At 40.0% G+C, this 13,081-nt stretch carries 11 protein-coding genes; all 11 read left to right on the top strand.

The annotated features are described in order from the left end of the window. The 11 genes from ACGHUK_RS09350 (at position 1) to ACGHUK_RS09300 (ending at position 13,046) form a co-directional block, all read left to right on the top strand. Positions 1 to 1,212, top strand: coding sequence for a glycosyltransferase family 4 protein (locus ACGHUK_RS09350; RefSeq protein ID WP_390574162.1), 1,212 nt, complete (start codon positions 1 to 3; stop codon positions 1,210 to 1,212). 51 nt (positions 1,213 to 1,263) lie between these two features. After that, a complete protein-coding gene (locus tag ACGHUK_RS09345) occupies positions 1,264 to 2,328 on the top strand; it encodes a glycosyltransferase family 2 protein (protein ID WP_390574160.1) in 1,065 nt (354 codons plus the stop codon). A 146-nt stretch (positions 2,329 to 2,474) separates the two neighbouring features. Continuing rightward, positions 2,475 to 3,257 (top strand): hypothetical protein, encoded by a 783-nt coding sequence (locus ACGHUK_RS09340; protein ID WP_390574159.1) that lies wholly within the window; start codon positions 2,475 to 2,477, stop codon positions 3,255 to 3,257. Between the two features lie 359 nt (positions 3,258 to 3,616). Then, positions 3,617 to 4,357 carry an acyltransferase gene (locus tag ACGHUK_RS09335; protein ID WP_390574157.1) on the top strand — a complete coding sequence of 247 codons (741 nt, stop codon included), beginning with the start codon at positions 3,617 to 3,619 and terminating at the stop codon, positions 4,355 to 4,357. Next, positions 4,354 to 5,541 carry an O-antigen ligase family protein gene (locus tag ACGHUK_RS09330; RefSeq protein ID WP_390574156.1) on the top strand — a complete coding sequence of 396 codons (1,188 nt, stop codon included), beginning with the start codon at positions 4,354 to 4,356 and terminating at the stop codon, positions 5,539 to 5,541. The genes ACGHUK_RS09335 and ACGHUK_RS09330 overlap by 4 nt, the downstream gene beginning before the upstream one ends. Continuing rightward, positions 5,538 to 6,470: a GT-D fold domain-containing glycosyltransferase gene (locus tag ACGHUK_RS09325; RefSeq protein WP_390574154.1), complete on the top strand. Its 933-nt coding sequence runs from the start codon at positions 5,538 to 5,540 to the stop codon at positions 6,468 to 6,470. Before ACGHUK_RS09330 ends, ACGHUK_RS09325 begins: the two co-directional genes overlap by 4 nt. Positions 6,471 to 6,508: 38 nt before the next feature. Beyond that, complete coding sequence (locus ACGHUK_RS09320; RefSeq protein WP_390574152.1) at positions 6,509 to 7,942, top strand: flippase; 1,434 nt, start codon at positions 6,509 to 6,511, stop codon at positions 7,940 to 7,942. A 210-nt stretch (positions 7,943 to 8,152) separates the two neighbouring features. Beyond that, a complete protein-coding gene (gene glmM / locus ACGHUK_RS09315) occupies positions 8,153 to 9,538 on the top strand; it encodes a phosphoglucosamine mutase (RefSeq protein ID WP_390574150.1) in 1,386 nt (461 codons plus the stop codon). A gap of 86 nt (positions 9,539 to 9,624) precedes the next feature. Next, positions 9,625 to 11,493, top strand: a complete 1,869-nt coding sequence (gene glmS / locus ACGHUK_RS09310) for a glutamine--fructose-6-phosphate transaminase (isomerizing) (RefSeq protein ID WP_390574148.1) — start codon at positions 9,625 to 9,627, stop codon at positions 11,491 to 11,493. 32 nt (positions 11,494 to 11,525) lie between these two features. Beyond that, complete coding sequence (locus ACGHUK_RS09305; protein WP_390574146.1) at positions 11,526 to 12,428, top strand: sugar phosphate nucleotidyltransferase; 903 nt, start codon at positions 11,526 to 11,528, stop codon at positions 12,426 to 12,428. 6 nt (positions 12,429 to 12,434) lie between these two features. Next, complete coding sequence (locus ACGHUK_RS09300; RefSeq protein WP_390574144.1) at positions 12,435 to 13,046, top strand: VanZ family protein; 612 nt, start codon at positions 12,435 to 12,437, stop codon at positions 13,044 to 13,046. Positions 13,047 to 13,081 lie beyond the last annotated feature (35 nt).

Genomic DNA, 13,081 nt, shown 5'->3' with positions numbered 1-13,081 from the left:
ATGATGAATTATCTTATTTCTGCATATAGTGTGAATCCTTATAAGGGATCAGAGGATAGCATTGGCTGGAATTGGGTTTTACAGTATGAGAAAAACTATAAAGAAGGCGATAGAATAATCCTTCTTACCAAGAAATTCAATGAGAAGGACACAAGAAAAGGACTTAAAGAATTTAATATACAGCATGTCGAATTGGCTATTGTTGATGTCCCTAATGCACTTAACTGGTTCAGAGAAAAGCATTCCGCTTTTCATCATATGTATTATATTTTATGGCAGCATTGGGCATGGCTTTGGGTTAAACATTCAGGAATCCGTTTTGATGTAATTCATCATGTTACTATGAATGATTACAGAATCCCAAGTGAGTTATATAAAGCTAAAGGTGCAAAGGTGATTTGGGGGCCAATGGGAGGTGCTCAGGTAACACCTAAGCCATTGAAGGTCTATGAAAAAAATCAACTTGCTGCTGCATTTAGAGAATTTGTTAATAAAAGCTGCTCATGGAATCCATTTTATAAGAAAGCACTGCGCTCATATTATAAGATATATTGCATAAATAATGAAACTCAAAAACAAATTTCTCGCATCGTAGGAAAAGATGTGCCATTAATGCCAGAGTTGGCATTAAGAGATGAATACAAAAATCTTCCTATTCAGAAAAGAAAAAACGATATTCTCAAAATTGTTTTTGTAGGACGATTGATTGGAAAAAAAGGAATAGCTTTTCTTGTTGACGCTCTTTCTCTGATGCCTGCCGATATGGATTGGGAACTCTTGATTTTTGGTGATGGTGATGATCGTGCATTAATTGAAAAACAAATAGCAGATAGTGGTATTGGAAAAAATGTAAAATTAATGGGTAATCGCCCGCTGAATCAAATTGCTGAAGCATATCAGCAGGCTGATGTTTTTGTTTTGCCGAGTCTTAGAGAAACAAGTGGAAATGTGTTGCTCGAGGCAATGGCATATGCAGTGCCAATAGTTGCATTTGATACAAGTTTCTGTAGGCTGCTAAAAGAAGTTGACTGCGGTGTATTTGTAAATACAGAACAGGCACTTGACAAAATCAAGGAAGACTATTGCAAAGCAATTGTAACACTGGGACAAGACAAAGAACTAGCAAAGCAGATGGGCCTGAATGGTTATAAATATGTGAACAGTAAGCTAACATGGGATGAAAAGTATAGAGTTATTGTTAATGATATGTAATTGTAGTACTGCTATATGAAAAATACAGTTTAGCGCATCTATGAGGAGAATATGATGAATCAAATAGAAGAAAAAATTAAATTTAGTGTTGTACTGCCAATTTATAATGTGGAAAAATATCTGAATAGATGCCTTGATAGTGTCATGAATCAGACCTACAAAAAGCTTGAAATTATTCTTGTTGATGATGGCTCTCCGGATAGCTGCCCACAAATGTGTGATAATTGGGCAAGAGTTGATGATCGTATTAAGGTTGTACATAAAAAAAATGCTGGTCTGGGTGAGGCGAGAAATTCTGGCTTAGATGTTGCTACTGGAGATTATATTGCTTTTTTTGATAGCGATGACTATATTGATACAAGACTGTTTGAAGAATTATATACGGTCATAATTTCCGATAATCCTGATTTGATTGAATTTGGACATCATGACGTTGATAGACAGGGAAATATCACCAGAACATTTATTCCAAAAACACCGTTGGAAAAGTATGAAGGTAAAGAAGTTTTATCACAATTCTTACCAGAGCTGATTTGTACAGATCCTAAAACGGGAACAGCCAGTGACCTGTTAATGAGCGCGTGGAGTTGCTTATATAGAAGACAACTATTGGTAGAATGTAACTTCCATTTTGTCTCTGAACGAGAGTATATTAGTGAAGATGTGTATTCGCTAATGAAACTCATGCCGAATGTACATTGTGTTAATGTTGTACAGAAGGCATATTATTATTATTGCGAAAATGACCAGTCGCTCACACATGTATATAAGCCGGATCGCTTTGAAAAGCTTGTCGCATTTCAACTGCATTTAGAAGAATTATGCGCAGCAGATGTTTATAGCGATGAAGTAAGATATAGGATTAAAAGACCTTTTTTGGATAACTTGCTTGCTTGTATGAAAAGCGAAGTCAATTGCGTAAAAGAAATTGGTGTTAAGGAAATCCGTCGTTCGATTTCCCAAATGTGTGCAAATAAGATGGTTCAAGAAATTGTACGGATGGTACCAGATGCTAGTTTTTCAAGAGCAAGAAGAATGATTCATTTTTGTATTAAACATAAGATGAGTTTCGGTACTATCGTGTTGATAAGGGTTCAACAATATCTAGGGAGATAAAAGCATGCGAAGAGAGAAGAGAATTGTTTATAGTTACACCAAAGAAGTGCATATTTTGGATACTATACGCATGCATTGTGTTCTCTGCAGCGTATAGTTTGTTTGGTATTAGTCTTTCAACATTTTATTTGTGTGATGTTTTGAATTTGATGTTACTTTACTTTGAAGCAAAGTATATTAAGGAGATTAAAAATCGATGCGCCCCTCTTCTCTATATTTTAATTGCACTTTTTCTGATTTTAATGGTTGGCGCTGGAATAAATTTTGTAAAACCGTTGCTCGTTTTTTGGGGAATAAGAAATCTCTGCCGTTATTATATATTATTTTTTGGAGTAATTCTTTTTTTTTTTACACTTGATGATGTCGAAAAAGTGATTCGATTCTATTTTGCAACGCAAATATTTAATACGCTTGTTGGTATATATAAGTATTTTGTCCTTGGGCTTTTTAGCGATGATTTTGGAGGAGGAATTTTTTGGGGAGGCGGTGGCTTAAATCTATTCTGTTTGTTGCTTTTATGCTTCTACTCAAGTCTTTATTTTGCTAAAAAGACTACATTCAAAAAGTTTGCGTTTATTATTGCGGCTACATTTATGCTAGGTGCAATGGCTGAGGAAAAGATGATGTTAATGCTGGCGGTGTTATGCATTATTTTGTCAGCACTGATTAATCAATATGTTGAAAAAGGTTTTACAGTTAGAAAACTAGCTATTCTAGTTGGTTTATTACTGGGCTTTGTGATTGTTGTCAATTTGGTTGATCGTTTGGCACCGGATATGTTGAATATTCTTTTTAATAAAAAGAATTTTATGGATTATGCAACTGCAACTTTTGATGAGGGGTATAGAATTCCACGTGTCGGATCATTTCAAGTAATTAATAATTTATTCCTGAGAACTCCGATTAAAGAGTGGTTTGGGTATTGGTAATTGTGACACATCTGCATTTTCGTTTTTTCAGAGTGACTTTTACAGAGCTTATGGAGATTATAATTATCGGTGGTTTACAAATCAATGGACGTATTTGGAATGCGAAATTGGCGGTTTTGGATTGTACGTGTTTTTCTTTGTTACATTGATTATTACATTATTGGCAAAATTGAAAAGGTATTCTAATGCGAGTCGGCCGTATATGATAACAAGTGCTATTTTCACGGTTGCTATGATTTTTTTGATGTGGCACAGCTCAGCGATTCGAGTGGATACAGCTTATATAATTTATTTTGGAATGGCAATTGGTTTTGTAGCAATGCAGTATGATAGCAACGAAATTAAGGAGGATTGCTAAAGTGAATATCAAAAGCATTTTGAGAAAGGCCGCTTATGGGTATAAGGCAGAATCATCATCTTATATTGAACACTTAAGATCAATAGGAATGAAAATTGGAAGCGATTGCATTATATATGTCCCGACAAAGACGCTAATTGATGAGCAGTACCCGTGGATGATAACGATTGGAGATCATGTGCGAATTACTGAAGGCGTGAAAATATTAACTCATGATTATGCATGGTCAGTTTTAAAAACAGAAAAAGGAGCAATATTAGGAGCAAGTGGAACGGTGAAAATTGGGGATAATGTGTTTATCGGGATGAACACTGTTATAACCAGAAATGTTGAAATTGGTAACAATGTAATTATTGGTGCAGGGAGCGTTGTCACTTCTAATTGTGATCACAATTGCGTGTATGCAGGTGTGCCGGCAAAACGAATTATGTCAATAGATGAATATTATGAAAAAAGAGAACGGGCACAATTCAATGAAGCCAAAAAACTTGCTGTTGAGTATTTTGATAGATATGGAAAAAGACCCGGGAAAGAAGTGTTCCATGAGTACTTTATGCTATTTGAAACGGCTGAAGAGGCACAAAAAAATGATGTATTTAGAAATAAAATCGCATTATGCCAAAATGAATTGGATACTGTTAAATACATGAGTGCACATAAAGCAATGTTTTCTTCCTATGATGAGTTTATAGAAAAATGTTTTGAGAAATGTACTAATTGCGTAAAGGAACAAAGCAAATGAAGATTAAAATTTCAACAATACATGCTGTATTAGTATATTTACTTGTCTTTTTTTCAACAACATATATTTCATACAATCCCATAAAGTATTTCCTCCTTGTTGTAGTAGCAATGATGATAGCATCAAATATTAAGATTTTGTCTAGGAATACTTATCGAGGACTGAATGTCGGCATAGCCCTTTTTTGTATAGCGACACTGATCGTATCGTATATTAATAGGAATGGCAACACGGATAGGAATCCGTTTTTGGCAGCTATTGTCTTTACGGCAACATTAGTGGAATTTGTGTTAACTGTGGAAATGTTTTGTCAACGAGAGGAAATGCAGAATCTAATTAAGGTTTTTTATCGAATGACCCTATTAGTTGTGATAGCTACCGATTTTTTGATACTGTTTACAACTATTCATCTACAATATGGAGGAAATGTGTTTCTTGTAGGAACAAAATTTCAAGTGGTTTATATGCATTTTTATCTTATTTCATTTTTCATTGCTGATAAAAATGTTAGACTGCGAACAGTTAGAGAAAGTTCACTTAATAATGCAATTCTAGTTTTATTTTTTATAATGACAATGACAATGTCTATAGAATTGGGGGCGGCTACTGGTATAGTGGGTACTGTTGCATTGCTGCTGTTTTTATGGCTGAATGAAAAAAATATTGGTCTCTTTTTAAGCGGTAAGATTTTTTTTGTCGCTTTGATGGCAAGTCTGCTTTTTGTAGTTTTTGTTGAGGTGATTCTTTCTAACAGTGTGGTTACATATGTCATAACACAATTACTAGGTAAAGATGTTACATTAACATTTAGAACTGTGATCTATTCAATGCTTCCTAATATCATGAAGGGTCACTGGCTTTGGGGATTTGGATATGGTACGGGGTATGAGGTGTTAATGAGGTATGGAATAGTAGATGCACAGAATGGTGTATTCGAGTGGATACAGCAAATAGGAATTTTTGGAACGGTGTTGCTAGTTATGTGGTTATGCATTGCAATGAAACGACCGAAGAATGATTATAAGATAAACTACAGCGACGTCAGATCGCTAACGGCGCTGATATATGTGTTTGTCTCGCTGGCGACAGTTGAAATAACATTTTCATCGGACTTTCTGGCAACAGTTGTATTGCTTTACGGAATTAAAATGCAAAGAATTCAGGAAGGGGAAATACTCAAATGACATGGAAAAAAAAGATAAAAAAATTATTACCTGATAAGGTAGTGTATGGTTATGAAGTGATAAGAACTGTTCCGGAATACTTAAAAGCATTAAATGTTAAGTCTCAAATTCCGGATATTAAATTCTATTCGGACGAAGAAACAGTGTCATTAATTGTCAAGGAGCGGAAATCACTTAGCCGATTTGGTGATGGAGAGTTTATGTGGATGTCAGGTGAGAGTATGGTTTCCTTTCAAGACTATTCAGCTGAGTTTGCGAGCGATTTAACTTTGGCATTTAAAAGCGATAATAAAAACTTATTAGTTGGAATTCCTCACGGAGTGTTTGATTCATCCAAATGCAATCTTTATGCGAAAATGCATTGGAGAATTATTCGTGCCAATTTTCTTTCCCGACTAGTGAAATTTATGGATGTAAACAGGGTGTATAGTGATGCGAGCATAACAAGACCATATATTGATTATAGAGATAGAAATTATAGTGCCAAGATCTTCGATTTGTTGAAGAGAATATGGGATAAAAGAGATGTAGTTATCGTCGAAGGCGAAAAAACAAAATTGGGGATGGGCAACGACTTGTTTGATAATGCAACTTCTATAAAGCGGATTATTTGTCCGGCCGAAAATGCATATAGCAAGCTAGAAGCTATAAAATCTTCAATAAGATTGAATGTGGAAAAGGATACGTTGATTTTAGGTGCATTAGGACCTACAGCTTCTATTCTAGCGTCGCAGTTGTGTGATGAGGGATATCAATTTGTCGATATTGGACATGTTGATGTTGAATATATGTGGTATCTAAGACATGCAATTTTAAGGGAAACCATTGAAGGAAAGTATGTTAATGAGAGTGGCGTGAAAACTTGTTCAGATGTTTATGATAATGATAGCACATATATCAATTCCATCATTGATAGAGTCTTATCGTGATTAAAAAGTAATCTTTATGTGAAAGGGGGTAATCGTCAATGGGAAAATCAGTTTCAAGAAATTCGGCTTTTAGCATGATTAATAAAGGGTTATCCGTCGTTTTTCCTCTAGTGACGGTTTCTTATATATCACGAGTTTTAGGAGCGGCAGGAATTGGAGAAATTTCCTCAGCACAAAACTTGGCGACTTATTTTAGCATGGCAGCTGCGCTAGGAATCCCTTCTTATGGTGTAAGAGCAATTGCTCAATCAAAAAGAGATGAAAATAGTTGTAACAAAACTTTTTCGGAACTTTTTGCGATTAATTTAATATCCTCCATTATAGCAACCGTTGTATATCTGATCACCGTATTCTGTTTTAAGATTAATAATTCGAATACGGCACTGGCATTGATTTTCTCTAGTATTATCGTATTTAATGTCATCAATATTGAATGGGTTTATCAAGGCTATGAAGAATATGAATATATTATGATTCGTAGCTTTGTTATAAAAATAGTATCCCTTTTGTTGCTTTTTATTTTTGTCAGAAGAAAAAGTGATTTAGTTGCATATGCTTTGATTATTTGTTTCGGTAGCATTGGAAATTATGTTTTGAATTTTATCAATCTAAAAAGGTATGTGAAATTAAGCTTTTGCAATATCTCCTTGAAAAAACACATTAGACCTATTATGACGTTTTTCGTTTCTGTTATCGCCATTGAGATATATTCTTTACTTGATGTGTCAATGCTTACAGTGATGTCTAATGCTACAAGCGTAGGATACTATTCTAATTCTACGAAAATTGTTAAAGCTGCTGCAAATACGTTAACAGGTATTTCCGCTGTTTTGATGCCTAGATTTAGTTATCTTTTTAGCGAGGATAATAAAAGTGAGATAAAAAAGTTGTCAAGACAGTTTCTCAACGTAACTTTTTTAATATCTGTACCGTGTTGTTGTGGAATAATATTGGTCGCAGACCAAATTGTGGAAGTGCTTTTTGGCGTTGAGTTTTTGCCGGCTATTAGTACGATTAGAATTTTATCAATTCTTATTGTATTGATGCCATTGTCTGGTGGGGTTTTTTGTCAGCTGTTGCTCACCGCTGGTAAAGAAAAAAGTTATTTAGCTTGTGTCTTAATTGGAACAGTCGTCAATACAGTATTAAATTACCTGCTAATTCCTACTTTTACGCAAAACGGAGCTGCGATTGCCTCCGTCGTAGCTGAATTTACTGTATCCATAAGCATGATTGTAGCAACAAGAAGAACGATTAAAGTCAATATGTGTTGTAGAGATGTTTTTTCAATATTAACATCAGCGTTCGTCATGTCGCTCACGCTTGTTTTATGCCATAAACTATTTTTTGGACAAGCTGTATGGATGAGACTGCTTGTTGAGATTGTAATAGCTGTTTTGGTGTATTTTGTGTGTGTGTTTATGCTGAAAAACAGTGCTTCCAGTAAAATTATCAGAATGATAAAAAAATAAAACTGGTTTTTGATGGTGATTCTATGTGGAGGGATGCTAAAAATCGTGTCAATTTCGCTGCACATGGGAACAGATGTAGTGAGAGAAAACTTCTTATTGGTCATGGTAGTGGTAGCTATTACGATGGCAATATGCAGTATGGTATATGAGGCTGTTGTAAGAGTTGCGCCATGGATGGTGGGAAAGAAAAAAGTAAAGGAATAACGAAAAATGGGAAAGTATTTTGGAACGGACGGCTTCCGTGGTGAAGCCGGAATTACATTAACAGCGGATCACGCCTATAAGGTTGGTCGCTTCTTAGGCTGGTATTATAATGCTCTCCGTGAGCGCAATGGTGATACCGACCCTGCCCGTATCGTCATAGGCAAGGATACTCGTCGGAGTTCGTACATGTTCGAGTACAGCCTGGTCGCGGGCCTGACAGCCTCCGGGGCGGATGCCTACCTGCTGCATGTTACGACTACCCCGTCCGTGGCCTACATTGCTCGCGTGGATGATTTCGACTGTGGCATTATGATTTCCGCCAGCCACAACCCCTACTACGACAATGGAATCAAACTGATCGACTGCTACGGCGAGAAAATGCCGGAGGAGACCCTGCTGCTGGTGGAGGACTACATCGATGGCAAACTCCATGTCTTTGACAAGGACTGGCCGGAACTTCCTTTTGCTCATCGTGAGCATATCGGCTGCACTGTGGATTATGTGGCCGGACGCAATCGTTACATGGGTTATCTGATCTCTCTGGGTATCTATTCCTTCAAAGGTGTCAAGGTCGGCCTGGACTGCGCCAATGGTTCCAGCTGGAATATCGCTAAGAGCGTTTTCGATGCCCTGGGTGCTGATACCTATGTCATAAATAACAAACCGAACGGCACGAATATCAACAACAACGCAGGTTCTACCCACATTGAGGGTCTGCAGAAGTTCGTAGTGGAGAAGGGCTTGGATGTTGGCTTTGCCTACGATGGCGACGCTGACCGCTGCCTGTGTGTGGACGAGAAGGGCAATGTTATCACCGGTGACCACATTCTGTACATCTACGGCTGCTACATGAAGGAGCGTGGCAAACTGCTGACCAATACCGTCGTTACCACGGTTATGTCCAATTTTGGCCTGTATAAGGCTTTCGATGAGAAGGGCATCGGCTACGCCAAGACCGCTGTGGGCGACAAGTACGTCTATGAGTACATGGCTAAGAACGGCTGCCGCATTGGCGGCGAGCAGAGTGGTCATATCATCTTCTCCAAATATGCCAGCACCGGTGACGGCATCCTGACCAGTCTGAAGATGATGGAGGTCATGCTGGCGAAGAAGAAGCCTATGAGTGAGCTGGCCGCACCGCTTAAGATCTATCCGCAGGTGCTGGAGAATATCCGTGTAACTGATAAGAAGGCTGCTCAGAATGATCCGGCAGTGCAGGAAGCAGTGTCTAAAGTTGCTGAGGCTCTGGGCGATACCGGCCGTATTCTGGTGCGTGAGTCCGGCACTGAGCCGGTGGTTCGTGTTATGGTGGAAGCACCTGACCACGATACATGCCAGAAGTATGTTGATGAAGTGGTCAACGTGATTTGCGAAAAGGGATATAAGGCGTAAAGTCAATGACGACTCTGGCAATTATCCGGAGTCGTTTTGCGTAAAAGGGAAAGTATAATAGATTAAATAACGGGAGGGATAAACCTATGTGTGGAATCGTTGGTTTTACTGGAAATCGACAGGCAGCACCGATCCTGCTGGATGGTCTGTCAAAACTGGAATATAGAGGATATGACTCAGCCGGACTGGCTGTCCGTGACGGAGAAAATTTGGCACAAGTCGTGAAAGCGAAGGGACGCCTGTCCAATCTGATCGAGAAAACAGATGGCGGCAAGGCATTAAAAGGAACCTGTGGTATTGGCCATACTCGTTGGGCTACCCACGGTGAGCCGAGTCAAACCAATGCGCATCCGCATGTTTCAGGTAATTGCACCCGTTCTGGTTCAGGTACAGTAGAGTCTGAGGTTGTTGGCGTACATAACGGTATCATCGAGAACTATACTGAACTGAAAGAAAAGCTGTTGAAGCATGGCTATACGTTCTATAGTCAGACGGATACTGAAGTAGTCATCAAGCTGGTGGACTATTATTATAAAAAGTATAACCTCGGCCCAATCGATGCCATTGCAAAGACGATGGTTCGTGTTCGTGGCTCCTACGCTCTTGAGCTGATGTTCCGTGATTATCCAGGCGAAATCTGGGTGGCACGTAAGGACAGCCCGATGATCATTGGTGTTGCGGATGGCGAAACCTATGTAGCTTCGGATGTCCCTGCAATTCTGAAATACACTCGCAATGTGTACTACATCGGCAATCTTGAGTTCGCAAGGCTCGTTCCGGGTGAGGCTCACTTCTACGATTTGAACGGTGATGAAATCGAGAAGCAGACGACAGAGATTAAGTGGGACGCAGAGGCGGCGGAAAAGGGCGGCTTTGAGCATTTCATGATGAAAGAGATCCATGAACAGCCGAAAGCTGTCCAAGATACCTTGAACTCTGTCATCAAGGACGGTGCCATCGATCTGTCCAGCGTGGAGATCACTGAGGATGAGATCAAGAACTTCGAGCAGATCTATATTGTTGCCTGCGGTTCCGCATGGCATGTGGGCATGGCTGCTCAGTATGTACTGGAAGATATGGCAGACATCCCGGTGCGTGTGGAACTTGCATCTGAGTTCCGCTATCGTAAAATGCCACTCAATCAGAAGGCACTTGTGATCGTTGTCAGCCAGTCTGGTGAGACGGCAGATACACTGGCTGCACTGCGACTTGCAAAAGAGAAGGGCATTACCACAATGGCAATCGTCAACGTGGTCGGTAGTAGCATTGCCCGCGAAGCAGATAAAGTGCTCTACACCCTTGCAGGCCCGGAAATCTCTGTTGCAACGACTAAGGCATACAGTGCACAATTGGCGGCTATGTATTGTCTGGCGGTTCAGTTTGCGAAGGTTAGAGAAAAAATCACTGAAGAGCAGTACAGCTACTATATTTCTGAACTGTTGACTCTCCCGGAGAAGATGCAGAAAACTTTGGAAGATAAAGAGCGCATCCAGTGGTTCGCAGCAAAGTATGCCAATGCACATGATGTGTTCTTCGTAGGTCGTGGCATTGACTATGCTGTCTGCTTAGAGGGAAGTCTGAAGCTGAAAGAAATCAGCTACATCCACTCTGAGGCATACGCTGCTGGCGAACTGAAGCACGGAACCATTAGTCTGATTGAGCAGGGAACGCTGGTTATCGGCGTGCTGACTCAGAGCGAACTCTATGAAAAGACTATCAGCAATATGTTGGAGTGCAAGAGCCGTGGTGCTTATCTGATGGGGCTGACTACATATGGCAAGTATGAAATCGAAGATCAGGTAAACTTTACGGTCTATGTTCCGAAGGTGGACGAGCACTTTGTTGGTAGTCTGGCAGTGATTCCGTTGCAGCTGCTTGGCTATTATGTATCTGTTGCCAAGGGTCTGGATGTGGATAAGCCGAGAAACCTCGCCAAGAGTGTGACTGTGGAATAAAAGATAGTAAAAGATAGTAAGAGGAAAAAACGATGAACACAACATTACTTATCATGGCTGCTGGTATCGGTAGCCGCTTCGGAACGGGAATTAAGCAGTTGGAGCCGGTGGATGATGCTGGGCATATTATCATGGACTATTCAATCCATGATGCAATTGAGGCTGGATTCAATCATGTAGTATTTATCATCCGCAAGGATATCGAGAAAGAGTTCAAAGAGGTCATCGGTGATCGCATTGCCTCCATTTGCTCTTCTCATAATGTAACTATTGACTACGCTTTCCAGGATATCAACGACATCCCGGGAACTTTGCCGGAAGGCCGGACAAAGCCGTGGGGGACTGGTCAGGCCGTCCTTGCAGCGAAAAATGTGATTGATACTCCGTTCATTGTGATCAATGCAGATGATTACTATGGAAAGGAAGGCTTCAAGGCGGTTCATGAGTATCTGGTGAATGGCGGCAAGTCCTGCATGGCTGGTTTCGTTCTGAAGAACACGCTATCTGATAACGGCGGTGTGACTCGTGGTATCTGCAAGATGGATGAGCAGAATAATCTGACGGAAGTTGTGGAGACCAAGAACATCGTAAAGACTGCAGATGGAGCAGAGGCAGACGGTGTAGCTGTTGATGTGAATTCTCTGGTTTCTATGAACATGTGGGGCCTGACTCCAGATTTTCTGGATGTACTGGAAAAGGGCTTCAGAGAGTTCTTCGAGAAAGAAGTCCTGGGCAATCCTTTGAAAGCCGAGTATCTGATTCCGATCTTTATTGGAGAGTTGCTGAAGAAGGGCAAGATGTCCGTAAAGGTTTTGAAGACTAACGACACCTGGTACGGAATGACCTACCATGAGGATGTTGCAGCAGTAAAGGATAGCTTTAAAAAGATGCTGGAGAATGGCGTGTATAAGGCTGATTTGTTCAGCGATTTGTAAACGACGATGAAAGAAACGATTGATTTACTCGGAAAGATCATCACAAACATCCTGACTGCGCTATATGAGCCGTTTGGCTTTTCGCTTCTTCTTTCCTTTTTGGTTATGTTTTTCTATCTGTATGCGTATGAGCCTACCGCAGCTGGCAAAGGCTGGAAGAACGCCATAGTGACATGGTATCAGATGTTCAAAGAGAGCGTGTTCTTTAGAAAACTATTTTTCTTGGCCTTTGTGACCTCACTTGTTCTGTTCCGAACCCTGTTAAACCGTGATCTGTGGATGAATCCTTTATCCAATATTATGGGCGGTTGGGGAATCTGGGAAACTGTGAACGGTGAGCAAAAGCTGACCACCGAGTGCATCGAGAACGCGATCATGATGGTGCCGTTTAGTTCGGTAGTGATGTGGACATTTGGAGAGAAGATAGGAAACGGCTGGAAGAAGATACTGTGGCAAAGCGGAAAGATAGCGTTCATCTTCTCGATAAGCATTGAGCTGTTGCAATTATTGCTACGGCTAGGAACGTTCCAGCTATCAGACATCTTCTACAACACGGTAGGTGGAGTGCTCGGAGGATTGATGTATTGTGCGGTGATGAAGGCAAGAAAGCGTCTGTAAAACTGGATGAAATTGTGATATAATGGGGCAAATGA

This window comes from Faecalibacterium sp. i25-0019-C1, from assembly GCF_042854225.1.
Taxonomy (GTDB): Bacteria; Bacillota; Clostridia; order Oscillospirales; family Ruminococcaceae; genus Faecalibacterium; species Faecalibacterium taiwanense.
The sequence above is the reverse complement of the archived record's forward strand: the minus strand, read 5'-3'. Positions and strand labels throughout refer to the sequence as shown.

Bases quoted from the DNA above. Each gene is read 5' to 3' on its own strand.
- ACGHUK_RS09305 (WP_390574146.1), top strand. From the start codon at position 11,526: ATGAACACAACATTACTTATCATGGCTGCTGGTATCGGTAGCCGCTTC.
- ACGHUK_RS09330 (WP_390574156.1), top strand. From the start codon at position 4,354: ATGAAGATTAAAATTTCAACAATACATGCTGTATTAGTATATTTACTT.
- glmS (WP_390574148.1), top strand. From the start codon at position 9,625: ATGTGTGGAATCGTTGGTTTTACTGGAAATCGACAGGCAGCACCGATC.
- ACGHUK_RS09345 (WP_390574160.1), top strand. From the start codon at position 1,264: ATGATGAATCAAATAGAAGAAAAAATTAAATTTAGTGTTGTACTGCCA.
- ACGHUK_RS09320 (WP_390574152.1), top strand. From the start codon at position 6,509: ATGGGAAAATCAGTTTCAAGAAATTCGGCTTTTAGCATGATTAATAAA.
- glmM (WP_390574150.1), top strand. From the start codon at position 8,153: ATGGGAAAGTATTTTGGAACGGACGGCTTCCGTGGTGAAGCCGGAATT.
- ACGHUK_RS09350 (WP_390574162.1), top strand. From the start codon at position 1: ATGATGAATTATCTTATTTCTGCATATAGTGTGAATCCTTATAAGGGA.
- ACGHUK_RS09300 (WP_390574144.1), top strand. From the start codon at position 12,435: ATGAAAGAAACGATTGATTTACTCGGAAAGATCATCACAAACATCCTG.
- ACGHUK_RS09325 (WP_390574154.1), top strand. From the start codon at position 5,538: ATGACATGGAAAAAAAAGATAAAAAAATTATTACCTGATAAGGTAGTG.